Origin of the sequence: Reyranella sp., assembly GCF_050185545.1 — a bacterium.
GTDB lineage: Bacteria > Pseudomonadota > Alphaproteobacteria > Reyranellales > Reyranellaceae > Reyranella.
In genome coordinates, this window is record NZ_JBFWZI010000019.1 from 49,014 (window position 1) to 69,205 (window position 20,192).

Here is a 20,192-nt window from a genome sequence, read left to right on the forward strand (position 1 = left end):
CGAAGGGGTCTTCGACTGCGGTGATCTCTCCCTGCAGCGCGGCGGTACGCTCAAGGGCGCGCGCATCGTCTACAAGACGTTCGGCACGCTGTCGCCCCGGCGCGACAACGTCATCGTCTACCCGACGAGCTACTCGGCACATCACACCGACATCGAATGGCTGGTCTCGCCCGAGCATTGCCTCGACCCGAGCCGCTACTTCATCGTCATCCCCAACATGTTCGCCAACGGCCTGTCGTCGTCGCCGTCGAACACGCCGGACTTTCCCGCCGTCACGACGTACGACAACGTCATGCAGCACCGCCGCATGATGGCCGAGCTGTTCGGCGTCGATCGCGTGAAGCTGGTCTATGGCTGGTCGATGGGCGCCCAACAGGCCTATCACTGGGCGGCGCTGTTCGGTGAGGCCGTCGAACGCATCGTCGTCAATTGCGGCTCGGCCAGGACGGCGCCGCACAATTTCGTTTTCCTCGAAGGCGTGCGCACGGCTCTGCAGGCCGATCCCAACTGGGACGGCACGAAATATATCGCCAGGCCCGAACGCGGCCTGCGCGCGATGGGCCGCATCTATGCCGGCTGGGCGCTGAGCCAAACCTTCTATCGCCGCGAGATGTGGCGCGGGCTGGGCTTCGCCTCGCTCGAGGATTTCCTGGTGCGATCCTGGGAAGCGAGCTTCCTGCGCCGCGACGCCTCGGACCTGCTGGCCCAGCTGTGGACCTGGCAGAACGGCGACATCTCGGCCAACGACCTTTTTCGCGGAGACCTGGAAATGGCCCTGGCGGGCATCAAGGCGCAGGTCCTGCTGATGCCGTCGGCCACCGACCTCTACTTCCAGACCGACGACAATCGCGCCGAGCTGCCGCATCTCAGGCACGGCAGGCTGGTCGAGATTCCCTCCGTGTGGGGCCATCGCGCCGGCAACCCGCGTGACAACCCGGAGGACGCGGCCTTCATCGACGCCGAGGTCGAGAAGCTGCTGGCGAGCTAGCTCACCAGGGCGCGTGTCGTGAACTCGCGCTGCTGGCGGCCACGGATCATCGTTCCCTGGCGATCCGGATCGGACCAGGAGCCCTTCTCCGATGGCGCGGCCGGCGCAGCGGGCTGAGCGCTCGCCGCGCGAGGATCGGCATGCTGGATCGACGCAATCCAGACGCGGGCGTCGTGCAGCTTGTTGAAGACGGCGACCGGACCTTCCTTTTCCGTGAGGGCGGCGAACTGCCGGGCAAACTCGCCGCGTCCGGGGGCGACGACGAAGGCGATCGGGCCGCGCTTGTCGGGATCGCCGCGCAGGATCTGGGCCAGCTGGACGAGATCCTGGGGAGCCAGGTCGAGATAGGCGCCGGCGACCTCGACGACCTTGGCAAACCGGCGCACCCGGGCCTCGGCCAGTTTTTCCGCCGTGCCGCGGACTTCATCGGCAGTAAGCTTCCCGCGAGCGACGATCGTCACCAGCCGATGGAGCGGGGAAGTCTCCACATAGACAGGCATGTTGCCCTCCGACGCGCGGCTTGCCCGACGATGACTCGCTTAAAATATACCATCCCGGTGTCACCAAGACTGCCCCGGTGCGTCGTCAATCCGATCCATGCGGGAGAGAGCCGGTCCACGACGGCCAGTGGCGCGCTCCCAGCGCATCTTCATAGGGTGTCGGGCCGCGTCCCGACTTAGGCGAACCTTCGCCGGAACGAAACGTCACGCCGCACGGCTCTACACCAGGGTGCAGGTCACCGTGCCGCAGCCGTCGACGAAGCCCGCCAGGGTATCGCCCCGGACGACCGCGGCCACACCATCCGGCGTGCCGGTGTAGATCAGGTCGCCGGCGGCGAGCGCCACCAGGCCCGACAGGTAGGATATCGTCTCCGGCACACTCCAGATCAGCGCATTGAGATCGGATTTCTGGCGGGTCTTGCCGTTGACGTCGAGCTGGATAGTGCCCTTGGCCGGATGGCCGATGCGTGCGGCGGGGAAGATCTCGCCGATCGGTGCCGACTGATCGAAGCCCTTGCCCATGTCCCACGGCCGGCCCATGTCCTTGGCCTGGTTCTGCAGATCGCGACGCGTCATGTCGAGGCCGACGGCGTAGCCGAAAACATGGTCCAGCGCCTTGTCGACCGGGATGTCCGCACCGCCCGACTTCAAGGCGACGACCAGCTCCATCTCATGGTGGAGATTCTTGGTGGCCGACGGATAGGCGACCCTGGTCGGGTTCTTCGGATCGGCGCAGACGACGATGGCGTCGGCCGGCTTGGTGAAGAAGAAGGGCGGCTCGCGGTCGGGATCGTGGCCCATCTCGCGGGCATGGGCGGCGTAGTTGCGGCCGACGCAGAAGATGCGCCGCACCGGAAACAGATCGCCGGTCCCGTTGACCGGCACGCCGACCGTGGCGGGCGGCGTCACGACATAAGCCATCGCTTTCTCCTTCGCGAGCGAGCCTTTATGAAGAGCGCCGGAGTTATAGGCAATGTCCGAGGCAGACGTCCTGACGGTTCAGATCGACTCCGGCGAAAGCTCGCTCGGCTGGGCAACGCTGGGCAATCGCCGCTGGCGCTGCACGGTAGGTGCAGGCGGCGTGCGCGAGGACAAGGTCGAAGGCGATGCGGCGACGCCCGCCGGCAAGTTCCCGCTGCGCCACCTTTATTTCCGCAATGACCGGCTGGTCCTGCCCAAGGTCCGCCTGCCGGCGCGGCCGATCGACGAACACGACGGCTGGTGCGACGACCCGCGCTCGACGTCCTACAACCGGCTGGTCCGCATTCCCAACGAATGGAGCCACGAGAAAATGTGGCGCGACGACGAGCTCTACGATCTCGTCGTCGTCGTCGGCTACAACGACGATCCGCCGGAAGGCGAATGGGGCAGCGCCATCTTCCTCCACCTCGCCCGCAAGGACTATGCGCCGACTCGCGGCTGCGTCGCCTTCGCCCGCGATGACCTCCTCGAGCTCGTCACCCTGATCGGCCCCGAGACGCGCCTGCAGGTGCTGTCGCGGCCGGCCGACGAGCAAGCGGGATCGCGCGACGACGACGAGCTGATGCAGCAGTTCGAGGATTTCGACGAGAGGGATTGGTAGCTCTCATTTGGACCGCGGGCGTCTCGCCCGCTCTTGATCATGAGCTGGCGAGACGCCCGCGGCCCGGATGAGTCCTACCCCACCAACCGTCCGATCGTGCGCGCGGTGGAGTCGACCAGCGGGATGATGCGGGCGTAGTTCAGTCTCGTCGGACCGATGACGCCGATGGCGCCCAGGATGCGCTCGCGCGAATCGCGGAACGGCGCCACCACCATCGAGCAGCCCGTATTGGCGAACAGCGGGTTGTCGGAGCCGATGAAGATCTGCACGCCGGCCCCGGCATTGGCGAGCTCAAGCAGGCGCACGAAGCTTTCCCCGCGCTCCAGCGCATCGAACAGGGTGCGCACGCGCTCGAGGTCGGCGATCGCGGTGATGTCCTCGAGCAGGCGTGCCTGGCCGCGCACGATCAGCGCGCTGCCGGGCTCGCCGGCCCAGGTCGCCAACCCCGATTCGATCACCCGCGCCGTCAGGTCGTTCAGCTCGGCGCGCTTCAGCTTGAGATCCTCGAGGATGAGCTTGCGCGCATCCTCGATGGTGCGCCCGATGAGACGCGAGTTGAGGTAGTTGGTCGCCTCGACCAGCGCCGAGCCCGGCATGCCGATCGGCACCTCGATCAGGCGGTTCTCGACGTGGCCAGTCTGGGTCACCGTGACGACCAGCGCGCGGCCGGGCCCCAGGCTCACGAACTCGATGTGCTTCAGCGGCTGCTCGCTCTTGGGCGCCATCACGACGCTGGCGCAACGAGACAGGCCGGACAGCAGTGTCGTCGCCTGCTCCAGCGCCTCGGTAACGCTGCGGCCGACCGCGGCGCAACGCGCCTCGATGCTCTCGCGCTCCTCCTCACTGATGTTGCCGAGCTCCAGCAGGCCGTTGACGAACAGCTTCAGCCCCGCGTCGGTCGGCAGGCGGCCGGCCGAGGTGTGTGGCGCGTAGAGCAGGCCGAGATCCTGCAGGTCGGCCATGATGTTGCGAATCGTGGCGGGCGACAGCGCCTCGCTGAGGCGCCGGGTCAGCGAGCGCGAGCCGACCGGCTCGCCGGTCTCGACATAGCCCTCGACGACGAGCCGCAGCACCTCGCGGGCGCGCTCGCTCAACTCCGTAACCGACGCCGCCGGCCGTTGACCCGTCGCGCCGTCCGCGAGGCCGCCCGGAGCGCCAATCCGATGAATCGCCATGGAAAAAATGTAGGTAGCGCCACTGAGCCGGTCAACGCAGGCTGCGGGATCGCTGGATTCGGCCGGGACACGGCGCTAAACCGGCCGCCCATCAGTGGTTTGGCAGTTTTCCAGGAGAATCCGATGCGCCCGTCCGGTCGCGCCCCCGATCAGCTTCGCGTCGTTTCTCTGGAACCGGGCTTCTCCCGGCATGCCGAGGGCTCCTGCCTGATCAAGTTCGGCGACACCCATGTCCTGTGCACCGCGTCCATCGACGAGCGGGTCCCGCCCTGGATGCGCAACACCAATCGCGGCTGGGTGACGGCCGAGTACGGCATGCTGCCCCGTTCGACCCACACGCGAACCGACCGCGAGGCGGCGCGCGGCCGCCAGTCGGGCCGCACCCAGGAGATCCAGCGCCTGATCGGCCGCTCGCTGCGCGCCGTGGTAGATCTTGCCGCCATGGGCGAGCGGCAGATCAACATCGATTGCGACGTGCTGCAGGCCGACGGCGGCACGCGCACCGCCAGCATCACCGGCTCGTGGGTGGCGCTCCACTTCGCCTTCGAGCGCCTGGTCAGGGAGGGCAAGATCGCCGCCAACCCGATCACGGGCCAGGTCGCCGCAGTGTCGTGCGGCCTGTGGGAAGGAACCCCGGTGCTCGACCTCGACTATCCGGAGGATTCGAAGGCGCAGGCCGACGCCAATTTCGTCTTGACCGGCGCCGGCGGCATCGTCGAGGTACAGGGCACCGCCGAGGACAAGCCATTCAGCGAGCCCGAGTTCCTGGCCCTGCTGGCGCTCGCCAAGAAGGGCGTTAGCGAGCTGACCCGCCTGCAGCGGTTGGCCATCGGCCCGTCGGTGGCCAAGTCGCCGATCGTTCCGCCCGCCTGATGGCGCGCCGCTTCACCCTGCCCCGCCTCGTGGTGGCCACCCACAATCGCGGCAAGGCCGGCGAGATCCGCACCATGCTGTCGCCCTTCGGCGTCGACATCGTGTCGGCCGGGGAGCTCGGCCTGCCGGCGCCCGAGGAGACCGGCACCACGTTCGAAGAGAACGCCACCCTCAAGGCGCTGGCCGCCACGCGCGCCAGCGGCCTGCCGGCGCTGGCCGACGATTCGGGCCTGAGCGTGCGCGCGCTCGACGGCCAGCCCGGCCTCCACACCGCCGACTGGGAGGGCCCGACGCGCGACGCCATGGTGGGCATGCGGCGCATCCAGGACGAGTTGGCCAGGCGCGGCGTCCCCGATGACGACGCCGCGCGCACCGCAACCTTCCATTGCGTGCTGGCGCTGGCCTGGCCCGACGAGCATGTCGAGCTGGTGCATGGCAGGCTCGACGGGCACATCGTCTGGCCGCCGCGCGGCAGCGGCGGCCACGGCTACGACCCCTGCTTCCAGCCCGCCGGCGAGACGCGCACCACGGCCGAGATGAGCGACGCCGAGAAGAACGCCATCAGCCATCGCGGACGCGCCTTCCGGCTCCTGGTCGAGGCCTGCTTCAAATGACGCTACCTTCCTTGAAAATGCGCCGGGGGCGCGCCACGCCTGTGGCGCGATCTTTGTCGATCATACGGAAGACGCGCCACGGAAGTGGCGCGCCCCCAGCCACCAAGGCCTTTCGACGCCCCGCAGGGCCGTGGTGCGCGCTGGGGAGCCTTCCTTGAAGGGCTCGACCGCCCAGCCGCGAGCCGGCGAGCCCCTGGGCGTCTACTTTCATTGGCCGTTCTGCAAATCGAAGTGCCCGTACTGCGATTTCAATTCCCATGTGCGCGACGGCGTGAGCCACGAACGCTGGCGCAATGCGTTGCTCGCCGAGCTCGAGCACGCGGCGCGCGAGGCCGCGGGACGACGGGTCGAGACGATCTTCTTCGGCGGCGGCACGCCCTCGCTGATGGAGCCGGCAACCGTCGCCGCCCTGATCGCCCGCGTGAAGAGCCTGTGGGATACCGACCCGGACGTCGAGATCACGCTCGAAGCCAATCCGACCTCGGTCGAGGCCGGCCGCTTTGCAGCCCTTGCCCAGGCGGGGGTCAACCGCCTGTCGCTCGGCATCCAGGCGCTCGACGCCGCCGCGCTGCGCTTTCTCGGCCGCGAGCACTCGGTCGACGAAGCGCTCGTCGCGCTCGAGCTGGCGCGCCGACATTTCGGCCGATACTCGTTCGACCTGATCTATGCCCGGCCCGGCCAGACGCCGGAAAGCTGGGCAGCCGAGCTCGACCGCGCGATTGCCCTGGCAGGCGAGCACCTCTCGCTCTACCAGCTCACGATCGAGCGCGGCACGCGGTTCTTCGTCGATCGGGCGCGCGGCGCCATCGTCCTGCCGGACGAGGATGACGCCGCCACAATGTTCGAGCAGACCCAGGCCCGGATGGCCGCAGCCGGGTTGCGGGCCTACGAGATCTCGAACCATGCCCGCCCAGGAGCCGCGTGCCGCCATAATTTGATCTACTGGCGGTATCAGGATTACGTCGGCATCGGACCAGGGGCGCACGGCCGCTTCGCCGACGACGCTGGACCGCCGGTCAAGCGGGCGACACGGCGAACGAGCGGGCCGGAAGCCTGGATCGAGGCCGTCGAAAGCAGCGGCCACGGCACGGCGGAAACCGCGTCGATCGCCGGTCGGGATCTTGTCGAGGAGGCGCTGATGATGGGATTGCGGCTGGCCGACGGCATCGATCGCAGCCGGTTCGCGTCGGTCACCGGCTGCGATCCCGTGGCCACCCTGGGCGAGGCCCGGCTGGCGCCGCTGATCGCGGCCGGCCTGCTCGAGATCGACGCCACGCATCTCAGGGCGACGCCGGCCGGCCGCCAGCGTCTCAACGCCGTGCTGGAGCGGCTGATCGCATGACGTGGAAGGCACCTCTGGCCGTGATGGCTATTCTGGCAGTCTCCCTCGGCGCAGCGACGGCACAGCAACAGCAGCAGCAGAAGCCGCCGGCCACCCGGTCGCCGGCGCCGCCCCCACGCCCTGGCGCCAAGCCGATGTTTCCGCCGCCGGCGTTCAAGATCACCGTCGCCACCGAAGGTGCCTACCCGCCCTTCAACTATCTCGACCGCAAGGGCCTGCCCGCCGGGTTCGAGATGGAGCTTGCCCAGGAGGCCTGCCAGCGCATCAAGGCGGAGTGCGAGTTCGCCGCCTTCAAGTGGGACGAGCTGATCCCCGGGCTGCTCGACAAAAAGTTCGACGTCATCATGGCCTCGCTCGAGATCACCAGCGAGCGGCGCAAGCGGCTCGGCCTGTCACGCCGCTATTACCTCTCGCCCGGCGCCTTCATCGCCGCCAGGGGTACCCCGTTCGACGGGCCACCCTCCCTGCTGCGCAACAAGCGGTTGGGCGTGCAGAAGGATTCGACTCATGCCGACTGGCTCGACAAGAGTTTCCGACGGTCGGCATTTATCAAGCGCTATGACACCGCAGCCGAGGCGCTCGAGGCGCTGTCCAGGGACGAGGTCGACGCGGTGTTCGGCAACAAGACGCAGCTCTGGCTGTGGAGCCAGAAGCCGGAGGGCAAGTGCTGCGAGGTGGTCGGTCAGGACATCAAGGACAACCAGACCCTGGGCGTCGGCGTCGCCGCCGGCCTGCGCAAGGAGGACGTCAAGCTGCGCGACGCCCTCAACAAGGCGTTCGGCGACATGATCGCCGACGGCACCTACAAGAAAATCAACGAAAAGTATTTTCCGTTTGCGATCAATTGATCACAGCGGAGGCGCACTGTAGACCACGGGCGTCTCGCCCGCTCTTCTCATGAATCATGAGCGGGCGAGACGCCCGAGGTCCGGAAGAGATCAATGCAGCGCGCGATCGCGTGAGACGTAGTGGCCGCGCTTCAGCTCCTTGAAGAAGTGCGGCACCTGCGGATGCGACACCGGCTTGCCCGTCTCGTCGGGTAGCAGGTTCTGCTCCGAGACGTAGGCCACGTAGGTATTCTGGGCGTTCTCGGCCAGCAGGTGATAGAATGGCTGGTCACGCCGCGGCCGGACTTCCTCGGGAATCTGGGCAAGCCATTCCTCGGTGTTCGAGAACACCGGATCGACGTCGAAGATGACGCCCCGGAACGGATAGATGCGATGCTTCACCACTTGGCCGATGGCGAACTTTGCCCGGCGCATCGGTGGGGGGACAATCGCTGCCCGGGCGGCTGGGTTCTCGATTTCCATGACGGAAGTATTGCTCCGAATGGGTTGGCAAGCAACGCGCCCGGATCGCCGAAGCCGCACGCGGCGGTAAACTTGTTCGTGAAGCCCCTAGCAATAAGGTGGCCAAGACAGCTGGCCGGCAGTCGACTGCAATAATCACCGGTCAGGCTCGGTTGACGCGAGCGTCCCGCCCGTGGACTCTGTGTCGGGAAGGGAGACTGAACGCTTGTCGGGAGGCCTGAAAGTTCGATTCTGGGGCGTACGGGGTTCGATCTCCTGTTCCGGAGCCGAGTATGTCCGCTATGGCGGCAACACTTCCTGCCTGGAGGTCACGGCAGGCGGCCGGCGCCTCATTTTCGACGCGGGAACCGGCATCCGTACCCTGGGCCTCGAGCTCGCCCGCGAGGTGCCGATCGATCTCGACATCTATTTCACGCACACCCACCTCGACCACATCTCGGGCCTTACCTTCTTCGCGCCGCTGTTCGAGCAGCGCAATTCGGTGCGCATGTGGGCCGGCCATCTGGAAGCGCCCCACACGCTGAAGAAAGTCGTGAGCAACCTGATGCAGGCGCCGCTCTACCCGGTGTCGCTCGACGTCTTCCAGGCGCGCGTGGAGTTCAAGGAATTCCAGGCCGGCCAGCACCTGAGCTGCGGCGCGGTGGCGATGCACACCGCGCCGCTCAACCACCCCAATGGCGCGACCGGTTATCGTATCGCCTTCGGTGGCAAATCGATCTGCTACATCACCGATACCGAGCATCGCGGACGCGGGCTGGACGGCACCATCGTCGAGCTGTGCCGCGGCGCCGATGTCATGATCTACGATTCGAGCTATACCGACGCCGAATACGAGCGCTATCGCGGCTGGGGTCACTCGACGTGGCAGGAGGGCGTGCGGATCGCCAACGCCGCCGGTGTCGGCACCCTCGCCATCTTCCACCACGATCCCAGCCACGACGATGCCTTCATGGACGGCGTGGCCCGCGACGCGGCGCTCGCCCGGCCCGGCAGGGCGTCCAACGGTCTGCCGCGCGTTCTCGTTGCTCATGAAGGGTTGACGCTCAGCCCCTAGGTCCTGCCCATGAGTCGTTATCATGACCGCCTCGTCTAGCCTGCGTGGCCGCTGGCGACGCCTGAAGCTCGGCCTGCCCACGGTGCTCGGCCTGAAGCCTGGCGGCTGGTTCATCCCGCATCGCTACGCGCCGCTGCTCCCGCCGCCCGGCGCCCAACCGCCCTATCCGGCGATCGAGGCCATATTCGAGCAGAATGCCGAAACGTTCCGCGCCGTGCTCGATGCGGTCGATGCAAATGCCGAGGCGCTGGAGGCGAAGAAGGCCCTCTTCGACCAGTCGTGGTTCCCCTCCCTCGACGGCGCCGTTGCCTATACTCTGGTCCGCGAGCGCAAGCCCCGGCGCATCATCGAGATCGGCTCCGGCCATTCGACCCGCGTGCTGGCGCGCGCGCACGGCGGGATGGGAGAGATCGTGGCGATCGATCCCGCGCCGCGCGCCGACATCGCCGATCTGCCGGGCGTGCGCATCGTGGCGTCGACCTTGCAGGCGGCGGCGCTCAGCCTGTTCGACGACTTCAAGCCGGGCGATCTGCTGTTCATCGACTCGAGCCATATCCTGATGCCCGGCAGCGATGTCGACATCCTGCTCAACCGGGTCCTTCCCGTCCTGCCCGCCGGGGCGCTGGTGCACATTCACGACGTCTTCCTGCCCTTCGACTACCCGCCGATTTGGGGCTGGCGCGCCTACAACGAGCAGCAGGGCATCGCGCCGCTGCTGGTAAGCGGCGCCTACCGGCCGTTGTTCTCGAGCGCCTGGGTCGAGCGCCGGCTCGCCGATCGGTTGGCGACGTCGGTCGTGCCGCGCCTGCCCCGGCCGCCCGATGCCATCGCCGCCAGCCTGTGGTTGGAAAAATGTCGATCCTGAGCCGCGTGCGAAATTGGCTGTTCGAGGGCGGCAGCCTGGAAGCGCTTCCGGAGCGCGTCCGCGAGACCATTCGCCGCCAGCAGGAGCGCAGCGAGATTCTGATCGGCTGGGCCCAGCTCGCGCTGATCGCCCTGCTGGCGACTGTCTATCAGACCACCTCGATGCCGGCAGGCGTCGTGCAGGAGGATTACGCGTTCGAAACGGAAGTCTTCGCGCTCTACGCCCTGTTCGCTGCCGTGCGCCTGGTGTTGGCGTATCTGCGTCGCCTGCCCGAATGGCTGCTCTATGTCTCCGTGATCGCCGACGTCGGCCTGTTCATCGCCCTGATCTACTCCCTGCACTACAAGTTCGCCCAGCCGGCGGTATTCTACCTCAAGGCGCCAACGCTCGTTTTCATCTTCCTGATCATCGCCGTGCGGGCGCTGCGCTTCGAGGCGCGCTTCGTGATCGTCACCGGTCTCGCGGCGGCGGCGGGCTGGATGTGGCTCATCCTCTACGCCCAGGGCGGTCGAGGCGGGCCGCCCAACGAGACCGACGATTTCGTCGAGTACATGAATTCGAATGCGCTGCTGATCCACGCCGAAGCCAGCAAGGTCATCGCCATCCTGCTCACCACCGCGGTGCTGGCGATCGCCATTGCGCGCGCCCGCAACCTCCTGGTGCGGTCGGTCGCGGAGGGTGCTGCGGCCCGTGACCTGTCGCGCTTTTTCGATCCCGGCGTCGCCAGCCGCATTCGCAGCGCCGCGATGTCGATCAAGGCCGGCGAAGGCGAGATGCGCGATGTCGCCATCCTGACCGTCGACCTGCGCGGCTTCACGCGCCTGTCGACGGAGCTGGCGCCAGGCGACGTCATGAAGGTGCTGCAGGACTACCAGGGACGGGTTTGCCCGCTGATCGCCCGCCACGGCGGCAGCATAGACAAGTTCCTGGGCGATGGCATCCTGGCGTCATTCGGCGCCGTGGCGCCGTCGACAACCGCTGCGGCCGACGCCCTGCGGGCGGCCGATGCGGTGCTCGAGGCGGCCGACCAGTGGGCGGCCGAGCGCACGTCCGCGGGCCTGGCGCCCCTGTCGATCGGGCTCGCGGTGGCATCGGGCCGCGTGGTGTTCGGCGCGGTGGGCGACGGGGAGCGGCTGGAATTCACCGTGATCGGCGATGCGGTGAACTTCGCCGCCAAGTTGGAAAAGCACAACAAGGACGAAAAATCCCGCGCCGTAACCGACGCCGCGACCTATGCGCTTGCCGAGCAACAGGGCTACAGCCCGCCGGGGATGCGCGAGCGCCGCCCGGGCCGTCCGGTCGCCGGCGTCGCCGATCCGGTCGATATCGTGGTCCTGGCCTGATCCGCCCACTTGCGGCGCTCCCATTTCGCCCCCCGTCATCGAGGGAGGTGGCTCGCGTAGGCGCTGTTTGCAGTGCCATTGCCGGAGGGGGAGACCCTCATTCGAGATTCGTTCAATTCCGACGTCGGAACGCACAGATCCGGGGGGAGACACCCAGCACCCCCGGCGCGCACCACGATGGTGGGAATTTTCATGGGAGGAGAATGGGAGGGGTTGCGGCCGGTCGGGTTGCCTTGCCCTTTCCCCATTCGCAGCCTATGTATTTTCCAGAGAGTCGGGAACGGGTTGGCGGAGCGCCATCGTGGGCAACAACTACGACATAATCCTCATCGGACTGGTCGCCGTCTTTCTCATCCTGCGGCTGCGTTCCGTGCTCGGCAAGCGTACCGGCAACGAGCGTCCGCCGGCACGCGATCCGTTCACGCCGCCGGCGCCTCCGACACCCTCGCCGCGGGTCGGCGACGCGCCGCCGCAGGCTGGCCAGAGCGGCAACGACAATGTCGTGCCGCTGCCCACCGCCACCGCGCCGCGCCCTTCCACGTCGGCGACCGGACCGGGCGGTATCCGCGCCACGGTGTTGCCGACGGCGGCAACCGGCGTCGCCGCGATCCGCGCGGCCGATCCGACCTTCGAGCCGATGGCCTTCTGCGCCGGTGCGCGGTCCGCCTTCACGACCATCGTCGAGGCCTTTGCCAAGGGTGATATCGGCGCCCTGCGCCCCCTGCTGGATGGCCCGACCTACGCCAGCTTCGAGGCGGCCATCCGCGGCCGCACCGAACGGCAGGAGAAGGCCGAAACCACCCTGATCGGTTTCGAGGCCTCCGACATCGCCGCGGCCGCAACGCAAGGCAGCAACGCCCTGGTCACGGTCCGTTTCGTCAGCGAGCAGATCAATGTCGTGCGCAACGCCGAGAGCCAGATCATCGACGGCAATCCCAACGAGGTTCAGAAAGTCGTGGATCTCTGGACATTTCGTCGCGACACGACGTCGACCGATCCCAATTGGGTGCTGACCAAGACCGAAAGCGAAGGCTGACGAGGGCTCTCCGACCATGCGCTGGACCGTCTTGCCCGGCCGGGCAGCCTGTCTGGCCGCCGCCGGTTTGCTGGCCGCATGTGCCGGTGTGGGTGGGTCGAGCGAGCGGCGCGTGGCGATGGCGCCGGTTTCCTTCAATGAGATAAGCGGCTGGGCAAGCGACAAACATGCCGAGGCCTTGGTGGCGTTCCGGCGCTCCTGTCCCAAGCTCACGAGTGGACCCGAGACAAAGATCGCGACCGACGGCGGGACCAAGACCATCGCGCCGGCCGAATGGGCGCGAATCTGTAGTACCGCCGGCGCCGTGAAGGCGGGCGACGACCGGGCCGCCAGGCAGTTCTTCGAGAGCAATTTCCGGCCGCTGATCGTCCAGGCTCCCGGCAAGTTCACCGGTTATTTCGAGCCCGACATGCGCGGCAGCCGCGCGCCGTCGCGCCTGTTCACGGTGCCGGTCTATCGCCGGCCGTCGGATCTGACCGACAAGCCCTACTACACGCGCGCCGAGATCGAGCAAGGCATCTTGAAAGGACAGGGGCTGGAGATCGCCTGGGTCCAGGATCCGGTCGCCCTGTTCGAGGTCCAGGTGCAGGGCAGCGGCCGCGTGCAGCTTGCCGAAGGCGGCACCCTCACCCTCGGCTTCGACGGCTCGAACAACCGGCCCTACACCGCCATCGGCAAGGTGCTGGTCGAGATGGGCGTGATGAACAAGGACGCCGCGACGTGGCCCGCGATTCGAGACTGGCTGAAGCGCAACCCGCAGCAGGCGCGTGACGTGATGCGCAAGAACGAGCGCTATATCTTCTTCAAAGACACCAGGACGGCGAGCGTGACCGGCGCCGAAGGCGTGCCGCTGACGGCGCAGCGCAGCATCGCCGTCGACACGACGCTGACGCCCTACGGCACGCCGATCTGGATCGACACAGTGCGGCCGCTGGCGCGGAAACCGGGCGCGACCGAACCCTACCGCCGCCTGACCATCGCCCAGGACACCGGCGCCGCGATCGTCGGACCGGCCCGCGGCGACGTGTTCTTCGGCAATGGCGCGCAGGCAGCCGACTGGGCCGGCCGCATGAACAGCGACGGCCGGGCGATCGTGCTGATTCCCAACAAGAGTTAGGGCGCGAGGCGCCGCCCGATTGGCCGAACGAAAATGAGCCAACTCATGGCCGGGAGCGCGCCACTGCGATGGCGCTCATGGGGCGTGTGATCAATGAGAAGAGCGTCATCGCAGTGGCGCGCTCCCGGCACAAGAAGGTGCCTCGGTCGCGTCGCGTGGTCACGCAATCGCCCGGCCGCCATCGACGTAGAGATTGACGCCGTTGATGTAGGCGCCGGCCTCCGAGCACAGGAGCAGCGCCGCGCCGGCGAGATCGTCCGGCTGGCCGAGCCGGCCGGCCGGAATGCGCTGCACCAGCGCTTCGCCTTCCGTCGCCATCTGCGCGCGGTTGCGCGCGGTCAGGATGGCGCCGGGGGCGAGGTTGTTCACCGTGACGCCCTGGCCGCCGAACTGGCGGGCAAGGTTCCACGCCCAGTTGAGCTGCGCCGCTTTGGTCCCGGCATAGACCAGCATCTGCGGATGCGGCCGGACCTGCTGCACGCTGCCGATCGTCACGACGCGCCCCCAGCCGCGCTTGCCCATGGCCGGGACCAGCGCCTGCAGCAGCTCGAGCGGGCTGCGCAGATTGACCGCGATCTGCCTGTCGAAGCGCTCCCGCGTGATGTCCTGGTACGCCTCCGGAAGCTCGATCGACGCGTTCAGCACCAGGATGTCGACGGGCGACCAGGCTCCGACCGAAGCGGCCAGGCGATGCCCCGCATCCTCCAGGGCGAAATCCTGGCCGAAGGCACGCGCCGTTCCGCCGCCCTGCTCGATCTCCCGCACCACGCCATCCGCATCGGCGGCCTCTTCATCCGTGCCGGCGTGGTGGATCGCCAGCCGCGCACCGGCGCTCGCCAGGGCCAGGGCGATGGCCCGGCCAATCTCGCGGCGAGCCCCGGTGACCAGGGCTGTCCGGTCGGTGAGGCGGAAACGATCGAAGATGTCCGGCGGCATGAAGGCTCCAGTCGGGGCAGTGCGCCGACGACTTTACGGGCTGCCCGTCAACCTTCCAGCCTCGTGGCGTCTAGGACTGCCGACGAATCACCGGTGGTCCGCTGGCCGAGAGGAACGTGAACACGCCGAACCGGCGGCCGCGCGTGACCAGGGTGACCTCGTGCACCATGGCGGTCGAGAATACCAGGGCGCCCCCGGCAGCCGGCGCGTAGAGCTCGCGGCCGAACTCGGGAAAGCGCAGCAGGCCGCCGTCATACTCGTCGGTACTGTTCAGGTTGAGGCTCAGAGCGAACTGGCGATGCGCGGTGGCGCTGCTGGTGTTGTCCCTGTGGCGGCGGAACCAGCCGCCGGACTCGGCCCCGTAGCAGCCGATCAGTGGCGCTTCCATGACGTTGATGCGGGCGTGATAGACCTGCTCCATCACCGGCACGACCCGGCGCATCACGCGATCGCGCAATCGGACGAACAGCAACGGATCGCTCACCTGGACGTCCTGGCGGCGCTTGATGTCGGCATTGACGACATTGCCGGAGTCCGACGACACCTCGTTGGCGAGCTTGCTGCTGTGCTGCCAGTAATCCATCAGCGTCGTGCAGAAGGCCGGCTCGGCCACCCGCTCGAGCAGCAGCACCGGTGCCTTGGCCTGCACCAGGGCCGGCGCGCTGCTGGCATACAGCTGGGCGGCCCGCGCCGCGATCGCGTCCGCCGAGGGCGCGGGCAACAGCGCCGCCACGCGCCCACCGGGATCGACGAGGACGACGAGCGACCCGGTCGCGCCGAACGCGCGACCGAGCTCGCCAGCCTGATCGAGCAGCCAGGACGGATAGCCGGAAGTGTCCGCAGCTGAGACAAGGACGACGTGCAGCAGGGTCTCCCACGCCGCCAGCTCTCCCGACAACCGGATCGCCGTGGCGACACTGGGCGGCGGGCCGAGCCAATAGGCCCGCGCCATGCCGGACGTCAGCTGATCCCAGGAATCGAATAGCCCGCCGCACCCCGACGGCAGCGTAATGTGCGGCATGACATCGCCTACACCGATGGCAACGCTACCCCATGATTTCGCCGCGGGTCGACTCATCGTTTCCAGCCGTCAGGGCCTTCCGGTCGTATCAAACGTATCGCTCGGCACCTTTCACGGGCCTGACATTGCGGAAGTCAGGCCGTCGCGCTCCGGCAAGGCGGCGGCTTGCCCAGACCATGGTTCCCTGGGCACCGCCGGTGGATGGGTTCACCTCGGGCCTGCCAGGAAGCGCGACAGGATTTGGCTGTAGGCGCCGGTGGCCTTCGATTCTCAACCGTGGCCCCATTGCGGGAGGAATTGGCCACTGCCAATCTGCTGCCCGTGTCCAAGCCGTCGTCCAAGCCGGGTCCGCCGCCGCGCCGCGTCGCGTTGTTCGTCACCTGCCTCGTCGACCTGTTTCGCCCGTCCGTTGGCTTCGCCGCCGTGAAGCTTCTCGAGCAGGCGGGTTGCTCGGTCGAGGTGCCGCCCCTTCAGGTCTGCTGCGGTCAGCCGGCCTACAATTCCGGCGATCGCGCCACGACGCGCGCCATCGCCCGACAGGTCATCGATGCCTTCGAAGGCTACGATGCCGTCGTGGCGCCGTCGGGCTCGTGCGCAGGGATGCTGATCCACCACTACCCGGGATTGTTCGACGACGATCCGGCCGCGAAGGCGCGCGCCGAGCGGCTGGCCGAACACAGCTACGAGTTGATCTCGTTCCTGGTCGATGTGCTGGGTGTCAGCCGGGTCACCGCGCGCTACGACGGCATCGCGACCTATCACGACTCCTGCTCGGGCCTGCGCGAGCTCGGCGTGAAGAGCCAGCCGCGCCGCCTGCTGGGCTCGGTCGAGGGCCTGCGGCTCAGCGAGATGAAATCGCCGGAAGTCTGCTGCGGATTCGGCGGCACCTTCTGCGTGAAGTATCCCGATATTTCCAACGCCATGGTCGGCGAGAAGACCGCCGACGTTGCCGCCTCCGGGGCAGACACCCTCCTCGCCGGCGATCTCGGCTGTCTGATGAACATGGCAGGCAAGCTGCAGCGCCAGGGCAGCGCGGTGCGGGTGCGTCACGTCGCCGAGGTGCTGGCCGACATGGGCGGCAGCGCGCCGATCGGCGAGCCCGGCCGGAGCACCCGCTGATGCAGCCGACCGCCCACGACTTCAAGGACAATGTCGGCGCGGCCCTCGCCGACCCGAACCTGCAGGATTCGCTCGGCAAGCTGAAGGTGGGCTTCTCCGAGCGCCGGCGCCAGGCGGCCGAACGCCTGCCCGAGTTCGAGGCCCTGCGCGATCGCGCGCGCGACATCAAGAATCACGCGCTGGCCAATCTCGATTTCTACCTCGAGGAGTTCGAACGCAAGGTGACGGCGCTGGGCGGCCAGGTCCATTGGGCGCCCACCGCGGAGGATGCGCGGCGCATCATCGGCGAGCTCTGCCGCGGCGTCGGCGCCCGGACGGTCGCCAAGTCGAAGTCGATGGTGGCCGAGGAGATCGCGCTCAACGAGCATCTCGAGGCGATGGGCATCGCGCCGATCGAAACCGACCTCGGCGAGTACATCATTCAGCTGCGCCACGAGACGCCCAGCCACATCATCGCGCCGGCGGTGCATCTCACCAAGGATCAGGTCGCCGATACCTTCTTCGAGCATCACCGCAAGCTGGGCTTCACCAAGCGGCTCAGCGAGCGCAACGACCTGGTTGCCGAGGCGCGCTACGTGCTGCGCCAGAAATTCCTCGACGCCGACGTCGGGCTCACCGGCGCCAATTTCCTGGTCGCCGAAACCGGCTCGTCGATGCTGGTCACCAACGAGGGCAATGCCGACCTCTCCAACACCCTGCCGCGCATGCACATCGTGCTGGCGAGCATCGAGAAGGTGATCCCGACCCTGGAGGACGCCGCCGTCCTGCTGCGCGTCCTTGCGCGCTCGGCGACCGGACAGGAAACGTCGTCCTACACCACGCTGAACACGGGCCCGAAGCGGCCGGGCGATCTCGACGGCCCCGAGCAATATCACGTCGTCATCCTCGACAACGGCCGCTCCTCGGTGCTGGGCACCGAGATGCAGGACATGCTGCGCTGCATCCGCTGTGGTGCCTGCATGAACCATTGCCCGGTCTATGGCGCGATCGGCGGGCATGCCTACGGCTGGGTATATCCCGGCCCGATTGGCGCCGTGCTGACGCCGCAGCTCGTGGGCCTCGAGGAGGCGAGCAACCTGCCCAATGCCTCCACCTTTTGCGGGCGCTGCGAGAGCGTCTGCCCGGTGCGCATCCCTCTGCCCGGCCTGATGCGCCATTGGCGCGAGCGCGAGTTCGAGCGCCACCTGACACCCAGGGCCGTGCGCCAGGGTCTCGCTCTGTGGGGGTTCCTGGCACGCCGGCCGCGGCTGTACCGCCGCCTGACGTCGCTCGCCAACCGGCTGCTCGGTCTGTTCGGCCGCGTCGACGGCCGCTATCGCAGCCTGCCGCTGGCCGGTGGCTGGACGCGCTTTCGCGACTTCCCGGCCCCCGAGCCCGGCGGCACGTTTCATGCGCAGTGGCAACGCAGGCGACCGTGACCCAGAACGACACCCGCGCCGCCAGGACGCATATCCTGAACGGCATCCGCCGCTCCCTGCGCCGCGACGCGCTGTCCGGCCGAGCCCGGCAGGAGGTCGAGGCGCGCCTCGCCCGGCCGCCGCGCGGCCCCGAGGTGGCCCGCGCCAACCTGCCCCAAGCCGACAAGGTCGCGTTGTTCTGCGAATGGGCGGAAGCCAATAGTGCAACTATAGCGCGTGTCGCGCCGGAGCAGGTGCCAGGAGAAGTCGTCGGCTACCTGGCGCGCAACAACCTGCCCGCAGAGGCCGTCATGGCGCCGGGCGGCGACCTCGATCGCTTCGACTGGACGAGCCAGAAGATGCTGTCGCTGCGCAAGGGCCGCGCGGAAGGCAGCGACCCGGTATCGATCACTGGCGCCTTCGCCGGCATTGCCGAGACCGGCACGCTCGTCATGGCCTCGGGACCGGAGCATCCGGTGACCCTCAATCTGCTGCCCGACACGCACGTTGTCGTGCTGCGCGAGAGCGACATCGTCGGTGGCTACGAGGACGCGTGGGACCGGCTGCGCGCGCGGTACGGCAAGGACCGCATGCCCCGCACCATCAACACGATCACTGGCCCCTCGCGCACCGGCGACATCGAGCAGACCATCGAGCTCGGCGCACACGGCCCGCGGCGCATGCACATCCTGGTGGTTCGCGAATGAGGGCCGCCGGCGACGCTCCGCCCGCCCAGCCGCGGGGAGAATTGCGCGTCGTCGGCACCAGCGTCACCCGCGAGGTCGAGCGCCTGCTCGACCAGACCGCCGAAGCGAGCGGCAGGCGCGCGCCGCGCATCCTGCAGGTTGGATCGCGCCCCCTCGCGTCGGATCGCAACGAGCGCAACTGGCGCGCGCTGGTCGCCAGGCGCTTCGGCAGCCACGCCCGGTTCGTCGGCATCGACCTCCAGGAGGGGACGAATGTCGATCATGTGGTCGACATCTGCGGCCCTCCAAGAAAGGTGCTGGGCAAGCTCGGCGAGGAGCCGTTCGACCTCGTGATCTGCTGCCATGTGCTCGAGCACACGCGGCACCCCGGCAAGGCAGCGCGCAACATCGAGCGGGTCCTGAGGCCCGGTGGCATCGCCTATGTCGCCACTCCCTGGTCGCAGGCCTTCCATGCCGCCCCCGACGACTACTGGCGGTTCTCGGTGCGCGGCCTGATGCTGATGTTCGAGCGGCTCGACATCGTCTCGTCGTTCTACAGCGGCGGGGATGTCGGCCTGGATGTCGCCTACCGCGTGGAGCGCGACGGCAAGCCTGACCTCGAGCCGCAGGCCGCCGGCGTCGAGCAAGGCCTGTTCCAGCTCGTGCTCGATCATGAGGACAACCGGGCCGTGCTGGCGCGCCAGGCAACCGAGCGGTTGCCGGTATCGCGCACCTACCTGCCTACCCTGTTCGTCAACCTCGTCGGCCGGCGAAAGGCCTGAACGAGCCCGACTGTCCGAAAGGGCGATGTCCTTGCTGGGGACGCGCCGCTCCAGTGGCGCGTCTTCTGCGTGATCGACGACGATCGCGCCACTGGAGCGGTGGAATGGCGCGCCCAGCGCAGCTCACGAGGTGGAACGCCCAAACGAAAAGAGCGGGCTTTCGCCCGCTCTTCCCGATGATGGAGTTGGCCCGCGACTAGAAGCGCAGGTCCATGCCGAGAAGGATGACCCACGAATTGCCGCTGACGGCATTCGTCGGGCCCGACGCGTTGTAGAGCATCGCGCCGCCGACCAGCTTGATGCCCGGTCCGAGCGCATAGTTGGCGCCGATTTCCCACTTGTTGACGGTTTCCGATCCGAACAGCAGCGAGGTCGCCGGGTTGCCGTTGAACGCCGTGCTGTTGACGCCGGGGATGCCGCTCGCCGCCGCGATGTTGGCCGTCATGGCACCG

General features: G+C 67.9%; 22 protein-coding genes. 15 read left to right on the forward strand and 7 right to left on the reverse strand.

Annotation, left to right across the window (positions count from 1 at the left end):
- Positions 1 to 988: alpha/beta fold hydrolase (locus tag AB7O82_RS07785; RefSeq protein ID WP_428619091.1), on the forward strand; the 988-nt coding region annotated here is incomplete at its 5' end.
- Here AB7O82_RS07785 and AB7O82_RS07790 read toward each other — a convergent pair.
- Both AB7O82_RS07790 and AB7O82_RS07795 read right to left on the reverse strand, forming a co-directional pair.
- Positions 985 to 1,488 (reverse strand): hypothetical protein, encoded by a 504-nt coding sequence (locus AB7O82_RS07790; RefSeq protein ID WP_428619093.1) that lies wholly within the window; start codon positions 1,486 to 1,488, stop codon positions 985 to 987. The genes AB7O82_RS07785 and AB7O82_RS07790 overlap by 4 nt on opposite strands.
- Positions 1,489 to 1,707: 219 nt before the next feature.
- On the reverse strand, positions 1,708 to 2,409 hold the full coding sequence (locus tag AB7O82_RS07795; RefSeq protein ID WP_428548861.1) for a fumarylacetoacetate hydrolase family protein: 702 nt from the start codon (positions 2,407 to 2,409) through the stop codon (positions 1,708 to 1,710).
- A 52-nt stretch (positions 2,410 to 2,461) separates the two neighbouring features.
- Between AB7O82_RS07795 and AB7O82_RS07800 the strand changes: the two genes are divergently transcribed.
- A complete protein-coding gene (locus AB7O82_RS07800) occupies positions 2,462 to 3,070 on the forward strand; it encodes a L,D-transpeptidase family protein (RefSeq protein WP_428619095.1) in 609 nt (202 codons plus the stop codon).
- Positions 3,071 to 3,144: 74 nt separating this feature from the next.
- Here the strand turns inward: AB7O82_RS07800 and hrcA are convergent, their stop codons facing one another.
- A complete protein-coding gene (gene hrcA, locus AB7O82_RS07805) occupies positions 3,145 to 4,245 on the reverse strand; it encodes a heat-inducible transcriptional repressor HrcA (protein ID WP_428619098.1) in 1,101 nt (366 codons plus the stop codon).
- Between the two features lie 123 nt (positions 4,246 to 4,368).
- On the opposite strand from hrcA, the gene rph reads away from it, so the two are divergent.
- The 4 genes from rph to AB7O82_RS07825 all read left to right on the forward strand — a co-directional run bounded on the left by rph (position 4,369) and on the right by AB7O82_RS07825 (position 7,922).
- The gene (rph, locus tag AB7O82_RS07810) at positions 4,369 to 5,118 is read left to right on the forward strand and encodes a ribonuclease PH (RefSeq protein ID WP_428548852.1); all 750 of its coding nucleotides are present in this window, start codon (positions 4,369 to 4,371) and stop codon (positions 5,116 to 5,118) included.
- Positions 5,118 to 5,732, forward strand: a complete 615-nt coding sequence (rdgB, locus tag AB7O82_RS07815; protein ID WP_428548849.1) for an RdgB/HAM1 family non-canonical purine NTP pyrophosphatase — start codon at positions 5,118 to 5,120, stop codon at positions 5,730 to 5,732. Before rph ends, rdgB begins: the two co-directional genes overlap by 1 nt.
- 154 nt (positions 5,733 to 5,886) lie before the next feature.
- Complete coding sequence (hemW, locus tag AB7O82_RS07820; RefSeq protein WP_428619101.1) at positions 5,887 to 7,074, forward strand: radical SAM family heme chaperone HemW; 1,188 nt, start codon at positions 5,887 to 5,889, stop codon at positions 7,072 to 7,074.
- The gene (locus AB7O82_RS07825; protein WP_428619104.1) at positions 7,071 to 7,922 is read left to right on the forward strand and encodes a transporter substrate-binding domain-containing protein; all 852 of its coding nucleotides are present in this window, start codon (positions 7,071 to 7,073) and stop codon (positions 7,920 to 7,922) included. The genes hemW and AB7O82_RS07825 overlap by 4 nt, the downstream gene beginning before the upstream one ends.
- A gap of 90 nt (positions 7,923 to 8,012) precedes the next feature.
- Here the strand turns inward: AB7O82_RS07825 and hspQ are convergent, their stop codons facing one another.
- Positions 8,013 to 8,384, reverse strand: a complete 372-nt coding sequence (gene hspQ, locus AB7O82_RS07830; RefSeq protein WP_428548840.1) for a heat shock protein HspQ — start codon at positions 8,382 to 8,384, stop codon at positions 8,013 to 8,015.
- 205 nt (positions 8,385 to 8,589) lie between these two features.
- Here hspQ and AB7O82_RS07835 point away from each other — a divergent pair, with 205 nt between their 5' ends.
- The 5 genes from AB7O82_RS07835 (at position 8,590) to mltA (ending at position 13,799) form a co-directional block, all read left to right on the forward strand.
- Positions 8,590 to 9,438: an MBL fold metallo-hydrolase gene (locus tag AB7O82_RS07835; protein ID WP_428548837.1), complete on the forward strand. Its 849-nt coding sequence runs from the start codon at positions 8,590 to 8,592 to the stop codon at positions 9,436 to 9,438.
- Between the two features lie 22 nt (positions 9,439 to 9,460).
- Positions 9,461 to 10,303 carry a class I SAM-dependent methyltransferase gene (locus AB7O82_RS07840; protein WP_428548834.1) on the forward strand — a complete coding sequence of 281 codons (843 nt, stop codon included), beginning with the start codon at positions 9,461 to 9,463 and terminating at the stop codon, positions 10,301 to 10,303.
- On the forward strand, positions 10,291 to 11,646 hold the full coding sequence (locus AB7O82_RS07845; RefSeq protein WP_428619107.1) for an adenylate/guanylate cyclase domain-containing protein: 1,356 nt from the start codon (positions 10,291 to 10,293) through the stop codon (positions 11,644 to 11,646). The genes AB7O82_RS07840 and AB7O82_RS07845 overlap by 13 nt, the downstream gene beginning before the upstream one ends.
- 301 nt (positions 11,647 to 11,947) lie before the next feature.
- A complete protein-coding gene (locus tag AB7O82_RS07850; protein WP_428548828.1) occupies positions 11,948 to 12,682 on the forward strand; it encodes a Tim44/TimA family putative adaptor protein in 735 nt (244 codons plus the stop codon).
- 16 nt (positions 12,683 to 12,698) lie between these two features.
- The gene (gene mltA / locus AB7O82_RS07855) at positions 12,699 to 13,799 is read left to right on the forward strand and encodes a murein transglycosylase A (RefSeq protein WP_428548825.1); all 1,101 of its coding nucleotides are present in this window, start codon (positions 12,699 to 12,701) and stop codon (positions 13,797 to 13,799) included.
- A 159-nt stretch (positions 13,800 to 13,958) separates the two neighbouring features.
- Here the strand turns inward: mltA and AB7O82_RS07860 are convergent, their stop codons facing one another.
- Positions 13,959 to 14,735 (reverse strand): SDR family NAD(P)-dependent oxidoreductase, encoded by a 777-nt coding sequence (locus tag AB7O82_RS07860; protein ID WP_428548822.1) that lies wholly within the window; start codon positions 14,733 to 14,735, stop codon positions 13,959 to 13,961.
- A 70-nt stretch (positions 14,736 to 14,805) separates the two neighbouring features.
- Positions 14,806 to 15,756: a 2OG-Fe(II) oxygenase gene (locus AB7O82_RS07865; protein ID WP_428619110.1), complete on the reverse strand. Its 951-nt coding sequence runs from the start codon at positions 15,754 to 15,756 to the stop codon at positions 14,806 to 14,808.
- Between the two features lie 315 nt (positions 15,757 to 16,071).
- Here AB7O82_RS07865 and AB7O82_RS07870 point away from each other — a divergent pair, with 315 nt between their 5' ends.
- Genes AB7O82_RS07870 through AB7O82_RS07885 form a run of 4 tightly spaced genes read left to right on the forward strand, consistent with a single transcriptional unit; the run spans position 16,072 to position 19,740 of the window.
- Complete coding sequence (locus tag AB7O82_RS07870) at positions 16,072 to 16,875, forward strand: (Fe-S)-binding protein (RefSeq protein ID WP_428547332.1); 804 nt, start codon at positions 16,072 to 16,074, stop codon at positions 16,873 to 16,875.
- Complete coding sequence (locus AB7O82_RS07875) at positions 16,875 to 18,293, forward strand: LutB/LldF family L-lactate oxidation iron-sulfur protein (RefSeq protein WP_428619113.1); 1,419 nt, start codon at positions 16,875 to 16,877, stop codon at positions 18,291 to 18,293. Before AB7O82_RS07870 ends, AB7O82_RS07875 begins: the two co-directional genes overlap by 1 nt.
- The gene (locus tag AB7O82_RS07880; RefSeq protein ID WP_428619115.1) at positions 18,290 to 18,979 is read left to right on the forward strand and encodes a LutC/YkgG family protein; all 690 of its coding nucleotides are present in this window, start codon (positions 18,290 to 18,292) and stop codon (positions 18,977 to 18,979) included. The genes AB7O82_RS07875 and AB7O82_RS07880 overlap by 4 nt, the downstream gene beginning before the upstream one ends.
- Positions 18,976 to 19,740, forward strand: coding sequence for a class I SAM-dependent methyltransferase (locus AB7O82_RS07885; RefSeq protein WP_428619117.1), 765 nt, complete (start codon positions 18,976 to 18,978; stop codon positions 19,738 to 19,740). Before AB7O82_RS07880 ends, AB7O82_RS07885 begins: the two co-directional genes overlap by 4 nt.
- Positions 19,741 to 19,936: 196 nt before the next feature.
- Here AB7O82_RS07885 and AB7O82_RS07890 read toward each other — a convergent pair.
- Positions 19,937 to 20,192: hypothetical protein (locus AB7O82_RS07890; protein ID WP_428547284.1), on the reverse strand; the 256-nt coding region annotated here is incomplete at its 5' end.